This window comes from Sinomonas mesophila, assembly GCF_001999765.1.
GTDB classification, from domain to species: domain Bacteria; phylum Actinomycetota; class Actinomycetes; order Actinomycetales; family Micrococcaceae; genus Sinomonas; species Sinomonas mesophila.
This window is the reverse complement of the sequence record NZ_KV908330.1, coordinates 51,072-72,133: the sequence shown is the minus strand read 5'-3', so window position 1 is coordinate 72,133 and position 21,062 is coordinate 51,072. Positions and strand designations below refer to the sequence as shown.

At 73.6% G+C, this 21,062-nt stretch carries 20 protein-coding genes, 1 tRNA gene and 1 pseudogene; 13 read left to right on the top strand and 9 right to left on the bottom strand.

Annotated elements, in window-relative coordinates:
• Positions 1 to 34 precede the first annotated feature (34 nt).
• The 8 genes from BV907_RS09945 (at position 35) to BV907_RS09910 (ending at position 7,158) form a co-directional block, all read left to right on the top strand.
• Positions 35 to 913, top strand: coding sequence for a ParA family protein (locus tag BV907_RS09945; protein WP_425441622.1), 879 nt, complete (start codon positions 35 to 37; stop codon positions 911 to 913).
• On the top strand, positions 900 to 1,784 hold the full coding sequence (locus tag BV907_RS09940; protein ID WP_217697912.1) for a segregation and condensation protein A: 885 nt from the start codon (positions 900 to 902) through the stop codon (positions 1,782 to 1,784). The genes BV907_RS09945 and BV907_RS09940 overlap by 14 nt, the downstream gene beginning before the upstream one ends.
• The gene (scpB, locus tag BV907_RS09935; protein WP_077489568.1) at positions 1,774 to 2,340 is read left to right on the top strand and encodes an SMC-Scp complex subunit ScpB; all 567 of its coding nucleotides are present in this window, start codon (positions 1,774 to 1,776) and stop codon (positions 2,338 to 2,340) included. Before BV907_RS09940 ends, scpB begins: the two co-directional genes overlap by 11 nt.
• 93 nt (positions 2,341 to 2,433) lie before the next feature.
• Positions 2,434 to 3,486, top strand: coding sequence for a pseudouridine synthase (locus BV907_RS09930; protein ID WP_077489567.1), 1,053 nt, complete (start codon positions 2,434 to 2,436; stop codon positions 3,484 to 3,486).
• Between the two features lie 15 nt (positions 3,487 to 3,501).
• Positions 3,502 to 4,614, top strand: a complete 1,113-nt coding sequence (locus BV907_RS09925; RefSeq protein ID WP_077489566.1) for a prephenate dehydrogenase — start codon at positions 3,502 to 3,504, stop codon at positions 4,612 to 4,614.
• Complete coding sequence (gene cmk, locus BV907_RS09920; RefSeq protein WP_245827897.1) at positions 4,596 to 5,387, top strand: (d)CMP kinase; 792 nt, start codon at positions 4,596 to 4,598, stop codon at positions 5,385 to 5,387. The genes BV907_RS09925 and cmk overlap by 19 nt, the downstream gene beginning before the upstream one ends.
• A gap of 38 nt (positions 5,388 to 5,425) precedes the next feature.
• Positions 5,426 to 6,973, top strand: a complete 1,548-nt coding sequence (gene der, locus BV907_RS09915; RefSeq protein ID WP_077489564.1) for a ribosome biogenesis GTPase Der — start codon at positions 5,426 to 5,428, stop codon at positions 6,971 to 6,973.
• A gap of 111 nt (positions 6,974 to 7,084) precedes the next feature.
• Positions 7,085 to 7,158 (top strand) — tRNA-Pro (locus BV907_RS09910).
• A gap of 78 nt (positions 7,159 to 7,236) precedes the next feature.
• Here the strand turns inward: BV907_RS09910 and BV907_RS09905 are convergent.
• The 7 genes and pseudogenes from BV907_RS09905 to BV907_RS09880 all read right to left on the bottom strand — a co-directional run bounded on the left by BV907_RS09905 (position 7,237) and on the right by BV907_RS09880 (position 15,765).
• The gene (locus tag BV907_RS09905) at positions 7,237 to 8,217 is read right to left on the bottom strand and encodes an NAD(P)-dependent alcohol dehydrogenase (protein ID WP_217697911.1); all 981 of its coding nucleotides are present in this window, start codon (positions 8,215 to 8,217) and stop codon (positions 7,237 to 7,239) included.
• 47 nt (positions 8,218 to 8,264) lie between these two features.
• Positions 8,265 to 9,515 carry a VWA domain-containing protein gene (locus BV907_RS09900; protein ID WP_077489563.1) on the bottom strand — a complete coding sequence of 417 codons (1,251 nt, stop codon included), beginning with the start codon at positions 9,513 to 9,515 and terminating at the stop codon, positions 8,265 to 8,267.
• Positions 9,512 to 11,434, bottom strand: a complete 1,923-nt coding sequence (locus tag BV907_RS09895; protein ID WP_281250859.1) for a DUF5682 family protein — start codon at positions 11,432 to 11,434, stop codon at positions 9,512 to 9,514. Before BV907_RS09895 ends, BV907_RS09900 begins: the two co-directional genes overlap by 4 nt.
• 106 nt (positions 11,435 to 11,540) lie before the next feature.
• Positions 11,541 to 11,735: pseudogene (locus BV907_RS19585) on the bottom strand (DUF5682 family protein); the annotation flags it as partial.
• 105 nt (positions 11,736 to 11,840) lie between these two features.
• A complete protein-coding gene (locus tag BV907_RS09890) occupies positions 11,841 to 12,947 on the bottom strand; it encodes an ATP-binding protein (RefSeq protein WP_077489562.1) in 1,107 nt (368 codons plus the stop codon).
• Between the two features lie 20 nt (positions 12,948 to 12,967).
• Positions 12,968 to 14,449, bottom strand: a complete 1,482-nt coding sequence (locus tag BV907_RS09885) for a DUF5691 domain-containing protein (protein WP_077489561.1) — start codon at positions 14,447 to 14,449, stop codon at positions 12,968 to 12,970.
• On the bottom strand, positions 14,446 to 15,765 hold the full coding sequence (locus tag BV907_RS09880) for an SWIM zinc finger family protein (protein ID WP_077489560.1): 1,320 nt from the start codon (positions 15,763 to 15,765) through the stop codon (positions 14,446 to 14,448). Before BV907_RS09880 ends, BV907_RS09885 begins: the two co-directional genes overlap by 4 nt.
• A gap of 89 nt (positions 15,766 to 15,854) precedes the next feature.
• Here BV907_RS09880 and BV907_RS09875 point away from each other — a divergent pair, with 89 nt between their 5' ends.
• On the top strand, positions 15,855 to 16,901 hold the full coding sequence (locus BV907_RS09875; protein WP_077489559.1) for an LLM class flavin-dependent oxidoreductase: 1,047 nt from the start codon (positions 15,855 to 15,857) through the stop codon (positions 16,899 to 16,901).
• A gap of 35 nt (positions 16,902 to 16,936) precedes the next feature.
• On the opposite strand, the gene BV907_RS09870 is transcribed toward BV907_RS09875, so the two are convergent.
• Both BV907_RS09870 and BV907_RS09865 read right to left on the bottom strand, forming a co-directional pair.
• Positions 16,937 to 17,683 carry a hypothetical protein gene (locus BV907_RS09870; protein ID WP_139346696.1) on the bottom strand — a complete coding sequence of 249 codons (747 nt, stop codon included), beginning with the start codon at positions 17,681 to 17,683 and terminating at the stop codon, positions 16,937 to 16,939.
• A gap of 46 nt (positions 17,684 to 17,729) precedes the next feature.
• Entirely contained in the window at positions 17,730 to 18,644 is a 915-nt protein-coding gene (locus BV907_RS09865) for an Fpg/Nei family DNA glycosylase (RefSeq protein WP_077489557.1), read from the bottom strand.
• A 229-nt stretch (positions 18,645 to 18,873) separates the two neighbouring features.
• Between BV907_RS09865 and gcvH the strand changes: the two genes are divergently transcribed.
• The 4 genes from gcvH to BV907_RS09845 are packed head-to-tail and all read left to right on the top strand — an operon-like array spanning position 18,874 to position 21,018.
• A complete protein-coding gene (gene gcvH / locus BV907_RS09860) occupies positions 18,874 to 19,260 on the top strand; it encodes a glycine cleavage system protein GcvH (RefSeq protein WP_077489556.1) in 387 nt (128 codons plus the stop codon).
• A 34-nt stretch (positions 19,261 to 19,294) separates the two neighbouring features.
• Positions 19,295 to 19,780 carry an FHA domain-containing protein gene (locus BV907_RS09855; RefSeq protein ID WP_077489555.1) on the top strand — a complete coding sequence of 162 codons (486 nt, stop codon included), beginning with the start codon at positions 19,295 to 19,297 and terminating at the stop codon, positions 19,778 to 19,780.
• Positions 19,781 to 19,789: 9 nt separating this feature from the next.
• Positions 19,790 to 20,515, top strand: a complete 726-nt coding sequence (gene ftsR / locus BV907_RS09850) for a transcriptional regulator FtsR (protein WP_077489554.1) — start codon at positions 19,790 to 19,792, stop codon at positions 20,513 to 20,515.
• Positions 20,515 to 21,018, top strand: coding sequence for a bifunctional nuclease family protein (locus BV907_RS09845; RefSeq protein ID WP_077489553.1), 504 nt, complete (start codon positions 20,515 to 20,517; stop codon positions 21,016 to 21,018). The genes ftsR and BV907_RS09845 overlap by 1 nt, the downstream gene beginning before the upstream one ends.
• Positions 21,019 to 21,062 lie beyond the last annotated feature (44 nt).

The following is a 21,062-nucleotide window of genomic DNA, read 5'->3' as shown; positions in this document are numbered from 1 at the left end:
TGTGGATGGATACGTGAGCAACGATCAGGGGTCAATGACTCTCGAGGACATCTCGGAGGAGCTCGGGGACGCGGCCCTCGGCCCGACGGGCCGCCCGTTGCGCGAGTTCCCTGAACCCACCCCGCTGGGCTCCCGCGGCCCGGCCCGCATCATCGCGATGGTCAACCAGAAGGGCGGGGTCGGCAAGACGACCTCGGCCATCAACCTGGCGGCGGCGCTCGCCGAGTACGGCCGCCGCGTACTCCTCGTGGACTTCGACCCGCAGGGCGCGCTCTCCGCGGGCCTGGGCATCAACCCCCACGAGCTCGAGACCACCGTCTACAACGTCATGATGGACCGGCACACCGACGTCCACGAGGCGATCCGCAGGACCAACGTCGAGGGCCTCGATCTCCTGCCGGCCAACATCGACCTCTCCGCCGCCGAGGTCCAGCTCGTCACGGAGGTGGCCCGCGAACAGGTCCTCGCGGGGGCGCTGCGCAACGTCGAGGACGAGTACGATCTCATTCTCATCGACTGCCAGCCCTCCCTCGGCCTCCTGACCGTCAACGCGCTCACGGCGGCGCACGGTGTCATCATCCCGCTCATCTGCGAGTTCTTCGCCCTGCGGGCCGTGGCCCTGCTCGTCGAGACGATCGAGAAGGTCCAAGACCGGCTCAACCCCCGGCTCGTCGTCGACGGCGTGCTCGCGACGATGTACGACGCGCGGACCCTCCACACCCGCGAGGTCCTCGCCCGCCTCGTCGAGGCCTTCGGGGACAAGGTCTTTGACACGGTCATCAAGCGCACGATCAAGTTCGCGGACGCGACCGTCGCGGCCGAGCCGATCACGCAGTACGCGTCGAACCACTCCGGTGCCGAGGCCTACCGCCGGCTCGCGCGCGAGCTCGTGGCCCGCGGTGGCGCTCCCTAGCGAGGAGCTCCCGGAGCCGGCCCCCGGCCGGCCGGGCTTCGAGGTCCGCCTCGAGAACTTCACGGGCCCCTTCGACCTCCTGCTCGGCCTCATCGCGAAGCGCCGCCTCGACGTCACCGAGGTGGCGCTCGCGACCGTCACGGACGACTTCATCGCCTACATCCGCGCCCTCCGGGCCAAGGGGGAGGACTGGGCGCTGGACGAGGCGAGCGAGTTCCTCGTCATCGCCGCGACCCTCCTGGACCTCAAGGCCGCCCGGCTCCTGCCCGCCGGGGAGGTCGAGGACGAGGAGGACGTGGCCCGGCTCGAGGCCCGGGACCTGCTCTTCGCGCGGCTCCTGCAGTACAAGGCGTTCAAGGAGATCGCCGGGATCTTCGGCCAGACGCTCGAGGCGGAGGGCCGGCGCTACCCGCGCTCGGTGAGCCTCGAGCCGGCGTTCGCGGCCCTGCTGCCGGAGCTCGTGTGGCGGCACACGCCCGAGCAGTTCGCCGCGCTTGCCGCCGGCGCCTTCGCGCCCAGGGAGGCCCCGCCGTCGGAGGTCGGGATCGAGCACCTGCACGCGCCGCCCGTGAGCGTGCGCGAGCAGGCGGAGCTCCTCGGCGTGCGGCTGCGCGCCTCGGGCCCGCTCAGCTTCCGTGCCCTGACGTCCGACGCCGACTCGCGGCTGCTCGTCGTGGCGCGCTTCCTCGCGCTGCTCGAGCTCTTCCGCGACCGCGCCGTCGCGTTCGAGCAGGCGGGCCCGCTCGCCGAGCTGAGCGTGCGCTGGACGGCGGGCGAGGGCTGGACGGCGGAGCGGCTCAGCGAGGAGTACGAGGACGAAGCGTCCGGGGACGCCCAGTCCCTGGCGGGAGAGGAGCAGCATGCAGGATGACCGCAGGGCGGCGGCGCTCGAGGCGGTGCTCATGGTGGTCGACGAGCCGATCGGCACCGCGGAGCTCGCCGCGACGCTCGAGCTCGCCGAGCCCGAGGTCGAGGGCCTCCTGCGCGCGCTCGCCGCGGAGTACGACGCCGCCGGGCGCGGGTTCGAGCTGCGCAGAATCGCCGGCGGGTGGAGGTTCTACTCGCGGCCCGAGTTCGCGGACATCGTCTCGAGGCACGTGCTCGAGGGGCAGACGGCGCGGCTCACCCAGGCCGCCCTCGAGACCCTCGCCGTCATCGCCTACCGCCAGCCGGTGGGCCGTGCGCGCATTGCCGCCATCCGCGGCGTCAACGTGGACTCCGTCGTGAAGACGCTCGTGACCCGGGGCCTCGTCGAGGAGGCCGGCACGGACCCGGAGTCGGGAGCGATCCTGTACCGCACGACGTCGTACTTCCTCGAGCGGCTCGGGATCGGCTCCGTCGCCGAGCTGCCGCGGATCTCGCCGCACCTGCCGGGGCTCGAGGCGATCGCGGACATCGAGGGGGCCTACGGGGGCCCGGCAGGCTGATCCGGTATCCTTGTTGGCGGGCATTCGCCCCTTTCCCAGACACATCGTTCGGTTGAGAACGTTGCATATCGAAAAGATCGAAAAGGCCGGGTCATGACACAGGCGGGACGCCAGGGTTCACCACGCAACAACGGACGGCGCGCAGGAGCGCCGGGCGCGGGCAACGCCGGCAGGAATGCCGGCGGCGCCCAGGGCGCCGGTACAGGGCGCGGCAACGCCGCCCGCGGCGGCGCGAAGGGCGCCCCCAAGCAGCCCGCCCGCAAGCGGGGCGAGCGGCCCCTGCCCAAGGGCTCGGGCGCGGCCCCCTTCAAGGGCGAGCGCTTCGGCAAGAACCTCGGCCCGGTCCGCAAGGAAACGCCGCGCAAGTCTCCGGCACCGCTCCCGCAGCACAGGCCGCGCACCCGCGAGGAGATGAGCAATGAGGGCGTCCGCCTCCAGAAGGCCATGGCGAACGCGGGCGTCGCGTCCCGCCGCGTCTGCGAGGAACTCATCATCGAGGGCCGCGTGGAGGTCAACGGCCAGATCGTGACCGAGCTCGGCACCCGCGTGAACCCCGAGACGGACGTCATCCACGTCGACGGCGTTCGGGTCCAGACCGACGAGCACCTCGTCTACATGGCCTTCAACAAGCCGCGCGGCGTCGTCTCGACCATGGACGACCCCGAGGGCCGCCCCTGCATCTCGGACTACCTGCGCCCCGGCTCGCCCGAGCGGCTCTTCCATGTCGGCCGCCTCGACACCAACACCGAGGGCCTGCTCCTGCTCACGAACGACGGCGAGCTCGCGAACCGCCTCACGCACCCCTCCTACGAGGTGCCCAAGACCTACGTGGTCCAGGTCCGCGGCCCGATGCCGCAGGGCATCGGCAACCAGCTGCGCCGCGGCGTCGAGCTCGAGGACGGCCTCGCGAAGGTCGACTCGTTCCGGCTCGTCGACTCGACCCCGGGCTTCGTGCTCGTCGAGGTCGTGCTGCACTCGGGCAAGAACCGGATCGTGCGGCGCATGTTCGACGCGGTGGGCTTCCCCGTCCAGCGCCTCGTGCGCGCGAAGATCGGCCCGATCGGCCTCGGCGACCAGCGTCAGGGCACCATCCGCAAGCTCGGCAAGCAGGAGGTCGGCCACCTCCTGGCGGCGGTCGGCCTCTAGGCCGGGGAGCGGAGCATGTCGATCACACATCTGCACGGGCCGATCGTCGTCATCGGCACGGGGCTGCTCGGGACGAGCATCGGACTCGGGCTTGAGCACCGCGGCGTGCCCGTCTTCCTCGAGGACCCCTCGCCGACCAACCAAGCCATTGCCGTCGACATCGGCGCGGGCCGGCCGGTCTCGGAGATGAGCCCAGTGCCCGAGGGCCGTGGCGCCGTCCAGCCGGAGCTGGTCGTGGTCGCCGCGCCGCCGGACGTGACGGCCGACGTCGTCGAGCGCTCGCTCGCGCGCTGGCCGCGCGCCGTCGTCGTCGACATCGCCAGCGTCAAGGCGGGGGTTCTCGCGCAGCTCGCCGAGCGCGGGGCCGACCTGTCCCGCTACGTCGGTACCCACCCCATGGCTGGCCGGGAGAAGTCCGGTCCGGTCGCGGCCCGCGGGGAGCTCTTCACCTCGATGCCGTGGGTCGTCTGCGCGCACCCCGGGGCGAGCCCCGAGGCCGTGCGCACGGCCAAGGCGCTCGGCGCCGACCTCGGCGGAATCGTCCTCGAGTTCGGCGCCGACGAGCACGACGAGGCCGTCGCGCTCGTGAGCCACCTCCCGCAGGTCATGTCCTCCCTGCTCGCGAGCCGGCTGCAGGGCACCGACCTGCGCCTGCTCGCCCTCGCCGGGAACGGACTGCGGGACACGACGCGCATTGCCGCGTCCGACCCGGGGCTGTGGGTGCAGATCCTGGGCGCGAACGCGTCCAGGCTCGTGGAGCACCTGTACGGCGTGCGCGAGGACGTCGAGCGGCTCATCGCGACGCTCGAGGCGCCCGAGGCCCCGGGCGCGCGGCTCGACCTCGCCCAGCTCATGAGCGAGGGCAACGCCGGCCAGGCCCGCATCCCGGGCAAGCACGGCGGCCCGCCGCAGGCCTTCGCGTGGCTCACCGTGCTGGTCGACGACCGGCCGGGGCAGATCGCGCGCCTGCTGACGGAGATCGGCGAGATCGGCGTCAACCTCGAAGACCTGCGGCTCGACCACTCGTCGGGCCGCAACGTGGGCATGGTGGAGATCTCCGTGCTCCCGAGCAAGCACGATTCACTGGTTGAGGAACTGGAGGGGCGCGGATGGCGGGTTCTGCAATGACGACCTCGGAGAGCCGGCAGGGCAACTGGTCGCAGAGCACGGAGCGGGGCACGAGCGTGAGGATCGGCGGGCCCGCGGGCGAGCCGCTGCGCGTCGGCCGCCCGCTCGTCATCGCGATCGACGGCCCCTCCGGCTCGGGCAAGTCGAGCGTGTCCAAGGAGGTCGCGCGTCGACTGCGGCTCGCGTACCTGGACACGGGCGCGATGTACCGGGCCGTGACGTGGGACTGCCTCGACCGCGGGGTCGATCTGAAGGACGGCGCCCTCGTCGAGGCCGCCGCGCGTGTCCTGGACCTCGAGCTGGGCACGAGCGCCGACGGGGAGCGCGTCATCGTCCGCGGGCAGGACGTCACGGAGGCGATCCGGGAGCCGCACATCTCGGCCTCGGTGAGCGCCGTCGCGACCAACCTCGGCGTGCGGGACGAGCTCATCCGCCGCCAGCGCGCGCTCATCGCCGCGCACGGCCGCCGCATGGTCGTCGAGGGCCGCGACATCACGACCGTGGTGGCGCGCGACGCCGAGGTGCGGCTCCTGCTCACGGCCTCCGAGGAGGCGCGCATGCGCCGCCGCGGCGAGCAGCTCGGCGGGACGCAGAGCGCCGAGGAGCTCAAGGCGCAGGTCGTCGGGCGGGACGCCAAGGATTCCACGGTCGCGAGCTTCACGATGGCAGCCGACGGGGTGTTCACCGTGGACTCCTCCGACCTGGACTTCGAGCAGACCGTAGAGGCTGTCCTCGCCGTGGTCGACGCCGTCGTGAACCCGCGCAAGGCCTGAGCCGACGCGTCGCACAGACTTTATTCAAGGAGAAGAACATGACCGATTCCCTGGACACCGGAACGACGGCTGCCGGGAACGAGGAGTACACGCCCGAGGGCAGCGACCAGGTCGCCGAGCACCTCGCCGCGATGGACGACGAGGAGGCGGACCAGCGCGCCGCCGCCCTGCGGGCGGGGCTCGACGACTACGAGCTCGACGAGGAGGACGCCCGGCTCCTCGAGGGCCTCGACGAGGACTGGGACCCGGACGCGCCCACGCGCATGGACCCGGTCCTGGCCATCATTGGGAGGCCGAACGTCGGCAAGTCCACGCTCGTGAACCGCATCCTCGGCCGCCGCGAGGCCGTCGTCGAGGACGTCCCGGGCGTCACGCGCGACCGCGTCTCGTACCCGGCCGAGTGGAACGGGCGGAAGTTCACGCTCGTGGACACCGGCGGGTGGGAGCGCGACGCGAAGGGCATCCACGCCTCGGTCGCCGAGCAGGCCGAGATCGCGGTGAGCATGGCCGACGCCGTGCTGTTCGTCGTCGACTCCGCCGTGGGCGCGACGGCGACCGACGAGGCCGTCGTGCGCATGCTGCGCAAGGCCAAGAAGCCCGTCCTGCTCGTGGCCAACAAGGTCGACGACTTCGCGCAGGAGGCCGACGCCGCCGTGCTGTGGGGCCTCGGCTTCGGCCAGCCCTGGCCCGTCTCCGCGCTCCACGGGCGCGGGGTCGCGGACCTGCTCGACGCCGCGCTCGAGGTGCTGCCCGAGTTCTCGGCGATCGCCGGCGTCGAGCGCTCCGGCGGCCCGCGCCGCATCGCGCTCATCGGCCGCCCGAACGTGGGCAAGTCCTCGCTCCTGAACCGGCTCGCGGGCTCCGAGCGCGCCGTCGTGAACGAGCTCGCGGGCACGACCCGCGATCCCGTCGACGAGTACATCGAGCTTGGCGGGCGCACGTGGCGGTTCGTCGACACGGCCGGCATCCGCCGTCGCCAGCACATGGCGCAGGGCGCCGACTACTACGCGTCCCTGCGCACGCAGGCCGCGCTAGAGAAGGCGGAGGTCGCCGTCGTGCTCCTCGGCGCGGACGAGGTGCTCTCCGAGCAGGACGTGCGCATCCTCAACCTCGCGATCGAGTCGGGGCGCGCGCTCGTGCTCGCGTTCAACAAGTGGGACCTCATGGACGACGAGCGGCGCCGCTGGCTCGAGCGCGAGGTCGAGAAGGACCTTGCGCACGTCGACTGGGCGCCGCGCGTGAACATCTCGGCCAAGACGGGCTGGCACAAGGACCGCCTCGTCCCGGCGCTCGACAAGGCGCTCGAGGGCTGGGACACCCGCATCCCGACGGGAAGGCTCAACGCGTTCCTCGGCGAGCTCGTCGCGGCGCACCCGCACCCCGTCCGGGGCGGCAAGCAGCCGCGCATCCTCTTCGGCACGCAGGCCCAGAGCCGCCCGCCGAAGTTCGTCCTGTTCACGACGGGGTTCCTGGACCCGGGCTACCGCCGCTTCATCACCCGCCGGCTGCGCGAGACGTTCGGCTTCGAGGGCACGCCGATCGAGATCGGCATGCGCGTGCGCGAGCGCCGGGGCAAGAAGAAATAGCCCCGTCAAGGCGCCACGCAGGGCTCGGCTCGATTGGCGCAGATCCGGCTGTTCGGCTAAGCTGAAGCGGTTGCTTGAACGGGCGCGAAAGCGAGAACGGGCGAGCATGTTCGGGCTGTAGCGCAGCTTGGTAGCGCACTTGACTGGGGGTCAAGGGGTCGCAGGTTCAAATCCTGTCAGCCCGACGAACAAGCCCCGGTGGGACCGTGTGTCCCGCCGGGGCTTTGTCGTGTCCACGCATGGCGGACCCTCGGCCGGCCGGCTCAGGTGCCCGACGGCGCGACGTCCACGATGAGGTTCCCGACCTTGTGCCCCGAGTCGACGAGCCGGTAGGCGTCCACGATCGCCCCGAGTCCGCCGAGTTCCCGGACTACTGGCCGGAGCACGCCGGAGGCCACGAGCCCGAGGAGGTACTCGATGTCCTCGGCCCGCTCGGGCGCCGGCCTCCCAGCCTTGACCCGGCCGCGGGCGCGCACCATGTCCCACAGGTCCGCGACGACGAGGAGCAGCACGCCCCGCTCGGTGAGGAGCCGCATCCCCGAGGCCCGGGGCAGGTTGCCGACGGCGTCGAGGACGACGTCGAACCGCTCGCCGAGCTGCTCGAGCGGCGTACTCGTGTAGTCGATGACCCTGTCCGCCCCGAGGCCGACGACGAGCTCCGCGTTCCGCGCGCTCGTCACCGCGGTCACGTGCGCGCCCAGATGCTTCGCGAGCTGGACGGCACTCGTCCCCACGGCCCCGGACGCGCCGTTGACCAGGACCGTCCTGCCCGGCGTGAGGGCGGCGCGGTCGCGGAGGAAGTGCAGCGCCGTGGTCCCGCCGAACAGTGCGGCGGCCGCGTCGGCGTGCGAGACCCCGCCGGGCTTGGGCGCGAGGCGCCGCTCGGAGACGGCGGCGAACTCCGCGTGCGCGCCGAGGGCGGCCCCGGTCATTCCGCAGACCTCGTCTCCCGGGCGGAAGCGGTGCGCGCCGGGACCGGCCGCCTCGACCACGCCGGAGAGGACCACCCCGAGGATCGGGCGGCGCGGACGCCTCAGGCCGAGCGCGAGCCGCGCGAGGGGTGCGAAGCCGCGCGGGAAGCGGGCTCCGCGGATGCGGGCGTCGCCCGCGGTCACGGCCGTCGCGACGACGCGGACGAGGACCTGGCCCCGCTTCGGCTCCGGGCGGGGCACCTCGGCGATCCGGACGACGTCCGGCGGGCCGTAGCTGTCGATGACGGCTGCCTTCATCGTGGTCCTGCCCACGGTGTGCCTCCTGTCTGCGCGCCTGGCCGCGCGCCGTCGTCTGTGAATCAATCGCCGCCCTCGCCGTGCGTCGTCGCGATCCCGCGGGACGCCGCCCACGCCCCGATGTCGCGGCGCTCGATGGCCGCGGCCATGAGCTCGGGGAAGAGGTCCGGCGTGCAGGCGAACGAGGGGACGCCGATGCCCGCGAGGGCCGCGGCGTGGTCCGCGTCGTAGGACGGGTGCCCGCTGTCGCTCAGCGCGAGCAGCGCGATGAGCGTGGCACCGGAGCCGACGATCGACGCCGCCCGCCGCAGCATCTCCTCGGCGATCCCGCCCTCGTAGAGGTCGCTGATGAGCACCATGACGGTCTCGGTGGGCCTCGTGATGCGCTCCTGGCAGTAGGCCAGCGCCCGGTTGATGTCCGTCCCGCCGCCGAGCTGGACCCCGAAGAGCACGTCGACGGGGTCGTCCATCTCCTCCGTCAGGTCGACGACCTCGGTGTCGAACACGACGAGCCGCGTCCGCACCGAGCGCAGCGAGCTGAGCACTGCCCCGAAGACGCTCGAGTACACGACCGACTCGGCCATCGAGCCCGACTGGTCGATGCACAGGATGATCTCCCGCTGCACCTCGGTGGTCCGCCGCGCGTACCCGACGAGCCGCTCGGGCACGACCGTGCGGTACTCGGGCTGGTAGTGCCTGAGGTTCGCCGCGATGGTCCGGTTCCAGTCGATGTCCCGGTGCCGCGGCCGGCGGGTCCGCGCCGCGCGGTTGAGCGCCCCGGTCACCGCTTGGACGGTCCGGGCGCGCAGGCGCTCCTCGAGCTCGCGCGTCACCTGGCGCACGACGGCGCGTGCGGCCTCGCGCGAATGCGCCGGGATGACGCGCCCGAGGCCGATGAGCGTGCTCACGAGCCCGATGTCCGGCTGGACCGTGCGCAGCATCTCCGGCTCGAGGAGCATCTGGCGCAGGCCGAGCCTGTCCATCGCGTCCGCCTGCATCACCTGGACGACGCCCGAGGGGAAGTAGCCGCGGATGTCCCCGAGCCAGCGGGCCACGCGCGGGCTCGAGGAGCCGAGCCCTCCCGGACCCCTGGGCGCAGGGTCGTACAGCTCCTCGAGGGCCCTGTCCCTTCTGGCGTCCTCGGCGGAGAGGACGACGGCGGTCCCCTCCTCCGTCGTGACGCCGTCGGCGTCGTGCCCGCCGAGCACGAGCCGCCAGCGGGACAGCCGGTCCCGCGGCTGACCCCCCTCGGCCTCGGCGCCGCCGTTCTCGGCTGCGCCTGCTGCGATCTCGCTTCTCCCGATCGCGCTCATGCGCTCGCCTCCCATCCGAGGTAGCGGGCCATCGTGCGGATCGCGGGCCCGGCGCCGGCGAGGTCGAGTGGCGTGGACTCGCCGCGCGCGGCGTCCGGGCCGCCGAGCGCGCTCACCCGCTCGCCGATCTCCCGCCGCTCGGGGCGCGAGAACGCGGCGAACGTCCGGCGCACGAGCGGCAGGACGTCGTCGAACACCTCGTCGCCGACGCCGGCCACCCACCCGTCCACGATCTGCAGCAGCCGCCGGTCGTGGATGAGCAGCGTCGCGTCACCGGAGACGAGCCCGTCGAGCCACGCGGCGGCGTCGGGCGCGGGCGAGGCGACGGAGAGCCTCCGGGAGAGCCGGTCCGCGACGTCGTCCCGGTCCACGAGGCCCGCGTCGAGCAGGAGCCGCGTCGCGCGTCCGGCCACGGCGCCGTGGATCCTGTCCGAGCCGGCGACGGCGGCGAGGGCGCGGTGCCAGTCGTCGAGCGGGAGGTCCGGCAGGAGGGCGAGGCCGTGCTGGGCGGAGTCGACGGCGCGGCGCATCGCCGCCGCGGCCTCGTCGTCGAGCCCGGCGCACGCTGTCGGCAGGCCCACGCACGCCCGCACGACCGTCGCCTCGAGGATTCTCCGGACCTGGGCCACGTCGACACCGCGCACGTTGCCGTAGCGGCACGTCCGGGCCAGCGGAGCGATCGAGGCGAGCAGGTCGGGGATGTCCTGCGCGAGGGCCGCCCGCTCGGCGAGCACGGCCACGACCCGCCCGATACCCTCCGGAAGGTCGGCGAGGAGGCAGGCCGAGAGCAGCTCGCCGAGCTCGGCGAGGCCGTCCGCGGCCTGCGCGGCCTCGGCGACGCGGGCCGCGGCCGCCGAGGCGAGGGTCGTCCCGTAGCGGCTCGCGTCCACGATCGCGACGGCGAGGCCCGGCTCCCAGCGCAGGGTCCAGGCCTCCTTGAACGTCCCGGTCGTGCGGCCCGCCTCGGCCGGAGTGCCCCAGAGGACGCCGAGCAGCGCGAGCCGGTGGAGGAGCACCGAGCGGGCCAGCTGGTTGGGCCGCCGCAGGTCCAGCGTGAGGACCTCCTCGAGCGCGCTGGGCCGCAGCCGGAGCCGCCGCTGCTCGGCGGCGAGGTCGGCGGCGAGCGGGACGGTCGGGGTGGCGTCGGGGACGGCGCCGAGCGCATGGCCGACGACGAGTTCCCGGTGCACGAGCGTCAGGGGGAGCGGCGACCCGCCGCACAGCACGGCCTGGGCGGCGTCGTCGAGCTCGCCCAGGCCGGGGCTGGGCCGGCCGCGGACCGCGGCGAGCGCCTCGGCCATCCGGGCGGCCTCGACGAGCGAGGCCGTCGGCGCGTCGAGGCCCTGTCCCCGCAGGGCCTGCGCGACGCGCGCGAGCCAGCTCGTGGCGACCTCCGCCGTCGTGCCCCGCTCGGTCCAGTGCGCGAAGAGGTGCTGGTACCAGCCGGGAGCCGCGACGCCTGCGCCGTACCCGCTCGTGAGGCTCAGCCGGTCGGCCGTCCAGGGCACCCACGTGACGGCGACCTTCGCCTTCGGCAGGCCCGCGAGGAGCGCGTTGTCGGACGACGCCGAGTGCCTCGCCGAGGAATCGGGCACGAGCGCGGGCGCGTGGTACGCGCCGCAGACGACGGCGATGCTCGCGTGGCCCTCGCGCACCGCCGCCCGCAGGAGCTTCCGCATCGCCGCCTCGCGCCGGGCGTTCTCGGCGACGTCGGGGTGGTCCGCGGGCCGGGGGTCCACCGCGCGGATCTCCGCGATGGCCTCGGTGATGGCCGCGAAGCGCTCGATGGGGTCGGCCTCGCGATGCTCGACGGCGTCCTCCCACCAGCGCTCGGGGTCGTCGTACCCCGCCGCGTCGGCGAGCATCCCGATCGCGTCGGGGCGGTAGGGGGAGCTCCTCGCCGCCGGGAACCGGCCCACTGCCCTCAGGCCCCGGACCCACGCGGTCGCCCTCGGGGCCCCGCCCTTCGCCGTCCGGGGGCGCACCGCGCCGCAGCCCGATGGTGTGCGCCGCCGCGAGGTCGATCATGCGCACGGGGGTGCCGGTCGAGCGCGCCCACCGGATCGCGACCCACTCCGGAGAGAACGCCGCGAGTGGGTAGAACGTCGCGAGCCGGGGCTCGTCGGCCGCATAGATGAGCGCCGCGACGGGCGGGACCATGTCCGCCTCGCCCGCGAGCGGGAGCACGGCGTCGAGCTCGGGCGGGCCCTCGACGAGCACCAGCTCCGGCCGCAGCGCCGCGAGCGCCTCGGCGACCGAGCGCGCCGAGCCCGGCCCGTGGTGCCGGACCCCCAGAACGTGGACAGCGTGGAGATCCGCCACGGCTCAGCGAGCCCCGTCGAGGTCGCGGCAGGCCCGGTAGAGGTCCTTCCAGTCGGGCCGGTTGCGGACCACGGTCTCGAGGTACTCCTGCCAGACCACGCGGTCCTGCACGGGGTCCTTGACGACGGCGCCGACGAGGCCCGCGGCGACATCCTCGGCGCGTACCCTCCCGTCGCCGAAGTGCGCGGCGAGTGCGAGGCCGTTGGTCATGACCGAGATCGCCTCGGCCGTCGAGAGGGTGGCCGACGGCGACTTGATGGTCGTGCGGGCGTCCTGCGTCATGCCGGCGCGCAGCTCGCGCATGACCGTCACGACGCGGCGGATCTCCGAGAGCGCCGCGAGGTCCGCGGGGAGCTCCAGAGCCGCGCCGAGGCTGCGCACGCGGGTCTGCACGATCTCGACCTCCTGCTCGAGCGTGTCCGGCAGCGGCAGGACCACGGTGTTGAACCGGCGGCGCAGCGCCGAGGAGAGCTCGTTGACGCCCTTGTCGTGGCTGTTCGCCGTCGCGATGACGTTGAAGCCCCGGCGCGCCTGCACCTCCTCGTTGAGCTCGGGGATCGGCAGGGTCTTCTCGCTCAGGATCGTGATCAGGGAGTCCTGCACGTCGGAGGGGATGCGGGTCAGCTCCTCGATCCGCACGAGGCTTCCCGCCTGCATCGCCCGCATGACGGGCCCGGCGACGAGGGCTGCGCGGGATGGGCCCTCGGCGAGCAGCCGCGCGTAGTTCCAGCCGTACCGCAGCGCCTCCTCCGGGGTGCCGGCCGTGCCCTGGACCACGAGGGTGGACGAGCCGGAGATGGCCGCGGCGAGGTGCTCGCCCATCCACGTCTTGGCCGTCCCGGGCACGCCGAGCAGGAGCAGGGCCCGGTCCGTCGCAAGGGACGCGACAGCAACCTCCACGAGCCGCGCCGAGCCGAAGTACTTGGGGCTGATGGGCGTCCCGTCGGGCAGCTCGCCGCCGAGGATGTAGGTCGCGACCGCCCAGGGGGACAGCCGCCAGCTCGGCGGGCGCGGGCGATCGTCGACGGCGGCGAGCGCGGCGAGCTCGTGCGCGTACTCGTCCTCGGCGTGCGCCCGCAGGATCCCCGAGGTACCGGGGTTGACGGCCATTGATTCAGTCTGGGCGTCGGTCATCGGAAGGCCTCCGTCAGCGATTGTCGGAACGACTGTTGGAGCGACAGTCTGAAGGAGTGGTACTGGACCACGTCGCGCAGCACGCGGCGGCGGGCCGCGTCGCCGTCGCTCTTCTCGAGCAGGTGGCGGCAGCGGTCGACGGCGTCGGGCGGCAGGGCGGCGGGCAGGACGTCGGCGAGCATCGCCGCGAGCGGGGCGCCCTTCTCGGTCGCGATGAGGCCGAGGACGGCGTCGGCGACGGGCTGGCCCCAGGGGACGGGCAGGGCGCGCAGCAGGGTGACGAGGTCGAACAGCCTGGCCTCGGGACGGAGAGCCTCGAGGACGTGCGCCTCGCGCTCGCGGGCGGGGAGGACGCCGAGGAGGCGTGCATCCGGCCTGACCGCCAGCAGGGCCGGCGCCCACTCGGCGTCCCTGCGCGCGAGCGCCGTGGCGAGGATCGCGGCGATGGCCCTGTCCTCGCCCTTGAGCAGCGCGAGGGCCGCGGGCGGGCCGCCTCCGGCGGCGCCGGTCCAGACCCCGAGCGGCGCACCGCGGATGATCGCGTCGAGGCGGGCGAGCCGGTCGGGCTCTCCCGTGCGCGGGTCTGGCGCGATCCCGTCCCGGAGGGCCGCGGCGTCGGGGGCCGGCGGGAGGGCGATCTCGAGGCGCCGACGCAGGACGCCCTTCACGGACAGGAGGGGCTCGAGGCGTTGGGCCATCCGGGCGGCGCGGGCGCTGCCCGGGAGGCGGTCGAGCAGCCCGGCGGCGGTCGTGCGGACGCCCTTGGCGCCGTCGTCGAGGGCGGCCTCGAGGAGGGGCTCGTCCTCCGGCCCGAGGTTCACCGTGAAGGCTGCCAGATGCGCGGCGCGCTCGCGGGCGCCCAGGCCGTCCCAGTGCGCCCGGAGCAGCTCGCGCGAGGCCGCCGGATCGGTGGCGCGGAGCCGCTCGAGCTCCGCGGTGGCGGCCGCGGGGGAGAGCTCGGCCCAGTCCTCGGACGGGGGCTCGGCGGGCGTCGCCATGCCCCCGTCGCCCAGGCCCAGGGCGGCGCGGAGCCAGCGGCCGCGCGTTCCGAGGGCGGGGGCGAGCTGCCCGGCGACGTCCTCCGAGGCCGAGGCGAGGTCCAGGAGCGCGGGGAGCAGGCGGTGCGGGACGCGCTGCCCCGCCTGCCCGGCGAGCCGCAGCCAGTCGGCCACGAGCCGCACCTGCAGGCCCTGGCTGACGGGCGGCTGGGAGAGCAGCAGGTCGAGCAGGCGCGCGGCCTCCCCGGCGGCCTGCGGCCCGTCGTCGTCCGGTGCGGGATCGGGCGCGGCGGAGGCCGGGGACCCCGGACGGCGCGAAGCCCGGGACGCCGCGTCGGCGAGGGCCGCCTCGCCGAGGAGCAGTTCCTCGGGGGCAGGGCCCTCGGGCGGCCGGACCCCGAGCTCGGCGGGCACGGCGGGCGGCGCGGAGCGAGCGGTGCCCACGAGCGCCGTCGTCCGCAGGTCCTCGAACCATGTCATGGCGTGACCACCACCCCGCCGACAGCGAGGCTGAGTGGACGCACCCGGCCCTCCTCGAGCTCGCCGAACATGTCCACGGGATGGCCGCCGCTCAGGGCGAGCAGCGACGCGAGCGGCGCGTCGGCGAGGGGGAGGGCGTCCCCGGACGAGTCGGCCACCCAGCCCCCGCGCTCGCCCTCGGCCGGCGGCACGACGCGGACACCGGCGAGCAGCACGGGGTGGCGGTCGCGCCACGGCGAGAGGCCGACCGCGGCGGCCTCGGCCGCGAACGCCTCGGCGACGGTCGTGCCGGGCCCGAGGTCGGGGGCCAGCCCGAGGGGCCTGACCGCGCCCGCGAACATCGCCCGCCGTGGGGCGCTGCCCGGGTAGCGGGCGACGGCGACGTCGAGGAGCGCGCCCGCGAGCTGCGGCACGGCGAGCGCTTGGCCCTGCGGCGCGACGTCGAGCACGACGACGACCGTCCCGTCCGGACCGCGGAGCCACGTGCGCTGCTCGAGGAGGCGGCCCTCGTCGCTGCGGTGGGCGCCGAGGACGAGCCACGGGCCGGGAAGCGACTCGGTGCCCTGGATGTCCGCCGAGGCAGTCCCCCAGCCGAGCAGGGCGCGGAGGTCGGCGAGCTCCTCAGGGGAGAGTCCCTCCCGCATCGCCCACGCTCGCGTCACGGCCCACCACCGGCCCGCCCGGAGCAGCAGGTGGTCGGCCCAGTCCGCCCTGCCGTGCACCGCCGCGCCCATCGCGCGCACCTGGTCCGCGAGGCCAGGGAGTTGGGCGTCAACGAGCCGGGCCGCCGTCGCGTCCCACCACGCGTAGGGCTGCGTGCGGGCGGCCGCGAGGCCGGTCCGCGCGAGGTCGGTCAGCCATCGGGCGAAGTCGTCCATCCCGGCGTCCATGAGCTCGAGCCGGGCGGCGAGCCGCTTGGCCTGCGCTGCCGGGTCGGCCTGCTGGCCAGGCTCGCCCCGGCCCCTGGCGGCCGAGCGCTCGGCCCGGCCGGCACGCGTGGCTGCCCACTCCTCGGCGAAGTCGGCCGCCTGCCCCCGAACCTCGGCGGCCTCGCCGCGCGCCCACATCAGCAGCAGGGCGAGGGCGTGCTTGCACGGGAACTTGCGGCTCGGGCACGAGCACCGGTACGCCGGAGCCGCGAGGTCGATGCTCACTTGGTACGGGGTCTTGCCGCTGCCCTGGCATTTGCCCCACACGAGCACGTCGTTGCTGCCCGTCTCGGACCACGGCCCGGGGCGGGCGAGCTTCTGCGCGGCCGCGATCGAGGCCTGGTCGGGCGCGGCCTGGAGCACCCGTTCCTCGGTCCACCGCCCCATGCTGCACATTGTGCCCCATGGGCCGCCCCATGGGCTGCTCCGTGGGGTCCGCTGGAATTCCCGCGAGCCGGCCCGAGTTGATCCCTGACGTGAAAGCGTTCGGATTCCTCTCCTTCGGCCACTACGGCTCGCGCGGCTCGGAGGCCCACGGCGCGGCGGACATGATCCGCCAGGCCGTGGACCTCGGCGTCGGAGCCGACGAGCTCGGCGTGAACGGCGCGTACTTCCGCGTCCACCACTTCGCGCCGCAGCAGGCCGCGCCCGTCCCGCTGCTGTCCGCGATCGCTGCCCGGACCAAGCGCATCGAGGTCGGGACCGGCGTCATCGACATGCGCTACGAGAATCCTCTCTACCTCGCCGAGGAGCTCGCGGCTCTCGACATCATCAGCGCCGGCCGCATCGCCATCGGCGTGAGCCGCGGCTCGCCCGAGCCGGCCCTGCGCGGCTACGAGGCCTTCGGCTACACCGGCTCCGCTGACCCCCGCGGCGCGGACCTGGCGCGGGAGCACTTCGGGCTCTTCCTCAAAGCCATCGACGGCGAGGGCATCGCGCCCGCGGACCCGCGGCAGGCCCCGGCGGGGACGCTCCTGCGCGTCGAGCCGCACTCGCCCGGGCTGCGTGAGCGGCTCTGGTGGGGGAGCGGCTCGCGGCCCACGGCCGAGTGGGCCGGGCGGATGGGGCTGAACCTCATGAGCTCGACCCTCCTCACTGAGGCCACGGGCGTGCCGTTCCACGAGCTCCAGCGCGAGCAGATCGACCTCTACCGCGAGGCCTACCGGGCCGCGGGGCACACGCGGCCGCCGCGCGTGTCGGTGAGCCGGAGCATCTTCCCGATCACCACGAGCCGGGACGCGATGTACTTCGGGATGCGCTCGGAGGCGGACCAGATCGGCGTCATCGACGGCTACCAGTCCACGTTCGGCAAGACGTACGCGGCCGAGCCTGACGACCTCGTCCAGCAGCTCAGGGCCGATTCGGCGGTCATGGCCGCGGACACCGTCATGCTGACCATCCCGAATCAGCTCGGGGTCGAGTACAACCTGCACATCCTCGAAAGCTTCGCGAAGCACGTCGCCCCGGATCTCGGCTGGAGGCCCAACACGGAGGGACCCGTCCACGGCGAGCCGCTCGACTGAGCCCTCGCCGGCGCTCCGGGATGCCGGTCCATGGATCAGGACCTGGTGTCGCCCTCGGGCGCCCCCTCGTCGCGGCGGTGACGGCCAGGTGGACGTTCCTCCGCCGGAGGCTCCGGCGGCGCCTCCGCGGCCTGATCAGATCCGGCATCGTGCCGGCGTTCCTCTTCGTCCGCGTCGATCCGGCGGGCGATGACGTTCTGCCGCTGAGCCTCCTTGAGCTCCTCGGCGTGGTCGCGTTCGGACTGCTCGGCCGCGAGGCGGGCGAGCTCGGTGCGCTGCTTGAGCTCCTTGATCCGGCGCCCGCGGCGGCGCCAGAGCGTCCAGGCGAGGAGCAGCACGAGGAACACGACGGCGCCCGCGATCGCAGCGGCCCCGGACCACACCGTGAACCATGGGGCGTCCGTGCCGAGGATCCGCTGGGCGGTGTGCGCGCCCTCGGAGGTGCCGGTGACGATGGCGAGGGTCAGGAGATTGGGCAGGGCCAGGGCCACCGCGACGAGGACGATCGCGAGCCTGATCGGCCACGCCGTGCGCCGGTGCGTGGCCTGCCACGCGACGAGCAGCGGCACGAGGGTGAAGACGAACCCGTAGAACATGCCCAAGGGGATGCCGGCCCCGGACTGGCCGCCGATCTGGCTCCGCACCGTCTCGGCCCACCATCGGGGCAGGTCGGCCGCCAGCACGAGATAGGTGAGGACCGCGGTGACGGCAAGCACGAGAACCACGACGATCCTGGCGCCCCAGTTGCCCCTCTGGGCTTGAACCTCTGCCTGTTCGCTCATGCGGCCATCATGGCACTGGGGCGCCGCCCGGCAGGAGAGGCCGCGGCTACTTGAGGAACTTCGACGTGCGGCGGTCGGCGAGCGGCTTCCCCCCGGTCTGGCACGTGGGGCAGTATTGCAGCGCGCTGTCGGCGAAGGACACCTCGAGGATCGTGTCCCCGCACACGGGGCACGGCTCGCCCGTGCGCCGGTGCACGCGCATCGATGCCCGCTTCTCGTCCTTGAGCTCCTCCGGCGGAAGCCCAGCGGCGTGCTCGACCGCCTCCGCGAGCACCTCGCGCATCGCCGCGTACAGGCGCGCGGTCGTGTCGTCGTCGAGCGTCGACGCAAGGGCGAAGGGCGAGATCTTGGCCGCGTGCAGGATCTCGTCGCTGTAGGCGTTGCCGATCCCAGCGATGATCTTCTGGTCCCGCAGGAGCCCCTTGATCTGCTGCCGGTGACCAAGGATGGCGCGGAAGTCCTCGAGGGAGAAGCCCTCGGCGAGCGGCTCGGGTCCGAGGGCCGCGATGCCGGGGACCTCCTCGGGCGCTCGGACGATGTGCACCGAGAGCCGCTTCCACGTCCCCGCCTCCGTCAGGTCCAGGCCAGTCTCCTCGCGCGCCTCGCCCTCGCCGCGCACGAATCCGAAGCGCGCGGCGATGTACCCCTTGCCGCGGGCCGAGGCGGCGGTGGGGAGGTGGTCCAGGAGCCGCACCCAGCCGCCGAGCGCGAGGTGGACGACGACGGCGAGGCGCGGCGCGCCGTCGTCGGCGGCGGGGCCATCGGTTGGCACCGTGTCGACCACGACGAACTTGCCGCGCCGCGCCACTGACTCGACGGTCCGGCCGATGAGCGCCGAGTAGGGCGGGTCCGCCGTCTTGAGGGCGTGGACAGAGCCGAAGGAGACGCTCTCGACCCGCGCCCCGGCGAGCCGCCGGTCGAGGAACGCCGCGAGCGCCGTGACCTCTGGAAGTTCGGGCATGGCCGCCTCCATCCGCATCGCTGGATGCCCGTGGCGAGGGCCGTCGGGCATGCCGGGCCCAGTCGCCACGCGTCCATGGTGCCAGAGGAAGAGGCATGGAATGAGCCCCTGAACAGGGCAAATTCTGTGCCTATACTTTCAGCGACGCGGCCCCACGGCCTCGTCCCAGTGGTACTTCCGGCTGCCGCTCCCCCGGTCTTCTCCGGGTTCCCGACGAAAGGCGAGCATCATGAGCAACGTCCCCGCGGACCTGTCCTACACGGCCGAGCATGAGTGGGTCTCGACGGAGCCGGGCGACGGCATCGTGCGGATCGGGATCACCGACTTCGCGCAGGACGCGCTCGGCGACGTCGTCTACGTCCAGATGCCCGAGGTCGGCACCGAGGTGACGGCGGACGCCGTCGTCGGCGAGGTCGAGTCCACGAAGAGCGTGAGCGACATCTACGCGCCCGTCTCGGGCAAGGTCGTGGCCCGGAACGAGGCCCTCGACTCCGACCCCGCTCTCGTCAACTCCGACCCGTACGGCGAGGGCTGGCTCATCGAGGTCCAGCTCGCGGAGGGCGCTGACACCGACGGCCTGCTCAGTGCCGCCCAGTACGAACAGCAGGTAGGGTAGTTTTCTGGAGCCAAGGACGTTTGAGGAGGAACAGATGGTGAGCGACCAGCGCCGTGAACTCGGCGCCGAGGAGGTCACGCAGCGCCAGCAGTCAGCATCGGAGACGACGTCGATCCACCTTCCCCCGGTGGCGGCCGAGACCCCGATGCCCCCTGCACTCAGCCACGAGGAACGGGAGGCCGTCAGGGCCCTCCCGTTCGGCTCCGCGCTCCTCATCGCCCACAGTGGCCCCAACGCGGGCGCCCGATTCCTCCTGGACTCCGACGTCACGACGGCGGGCCGCCATCCGGACGCCGACATCTTCCTCGACGACGTCACGGTCTCGCGCCGGCATGCAGAGTTCCGCCGCGCCGGGACCGGGTTCGAGGTCGTGGACGCGGGCAGCCTCAACGGCACCTACGTCAACCACGACCGGGTGGACCAGGTCGCGCTGCGCACGGGTGCGGAGGTCCAGATCGGCAAATTCCGGCTCACGTTCTACCTCAGCCCCGCACAGAGCTCGGCGCGGCACCCCTCATAGGGGCGGCTCATGGCAGCTGCGCAGTCCGAGCGGAGGGGTTCAGGGGCTCTGAACATCGGAGAGGTCCTGGCCACGCTGGCCGAGGACTTCCCGTCGATGACGGCCTCGAAGATCCGCTTCCTCGAGGAGAAGGGCCTCATCTGCCCCCAGCGGACGCCCGCAGGCTACCGCCAGTACAGCGAGGGGGACGTCGAGCGGCTCCGCTTCGTCCTGGCCCTCCAGCGCGACCAGTACCTCCCGCTCAAGGTCATCAAGGACTACCTCGACGCGGTCGACAGGGGCGAGCGGCCGGACAGCCTGCCGGGCGGTGCGAGCATCGCGCCGCGCGCCGTGTCCGAGGAGCTCTCGGCCCAGCTCGCCACGACGCGGCCCCGCTCGCTCGGCGACGAGCAGCTGCTCGCCGAGTCCGGGGCGAGCGCCCGGCTCGTCGAGGCCATGCTCGGCTTCGGCCTCATCGAGAGGATCGACGGACGCTTCGACGAGCACGCCCTCCAAGTCGCCCGGGCATGCGTCCAGCTCGAAGCCCACGGCCTCGAGCCCCGGCACCTCCGCCCGTTCCAGGCCTCGGCCGAGCGGGAGGTCGGCCTGATCGAGCGCGTCGTCGCGCCCACCGCCTCGCGCCGTGGGGAGGCGTCCAGGGCCCGCGCCGCCGAGGAGGCCCGCGAGCTCAGCGAGGTGTTCCTGACCCTGCACCGGGCCCTGGTCCACGGGCTCATCTCGAGGATGGATGGCTGATGATCGAGGTAGAAGTCGTCGGGGTGAGGATCGAGCTGCCGTCCAACCAACCCCTCGTGCTGCTCAAGGAGGCCCACGGCGAACGGCACCTGCCGATCTGGATCGGCACGGCCGAGGCGAGCGCGATAGCCCTCGCGCAGCAGCACGTCGTGCCGCCGCGTCCGCTCACGCACGACCTGCTCGTGAACGTGGTCCACGGCCTCGGCCGGCAGGTCGTGTCCGCGACCATCGTCGCCGTCGAGGACAGCGTGTTCTACGCCCAGCTCGGCTTCGATGACGGCACGACCGTCGAGTCCCGCGCCTCGGACGCCCTCGCGGTGGCCCTCCGGGTCAACTGCCGCATCTGGTGCGCCGACGCGGTCCTCGAGGAGGCCGGGGTCCAGCTCGCGGAGGGCAGCGAGGAGGGCACGGAGGAGGCCGCGCCGAGCGTCGAGGAGGAGAGCGAGCTGCGCAGGTTCCGCGAGTTCCTCGCCGACGTGGAGCCGGAGGACTTCGACGAGTGAGGCCCCGGCGACCCCGCCGGAGCCAGGTCACGGTTGCGACACGA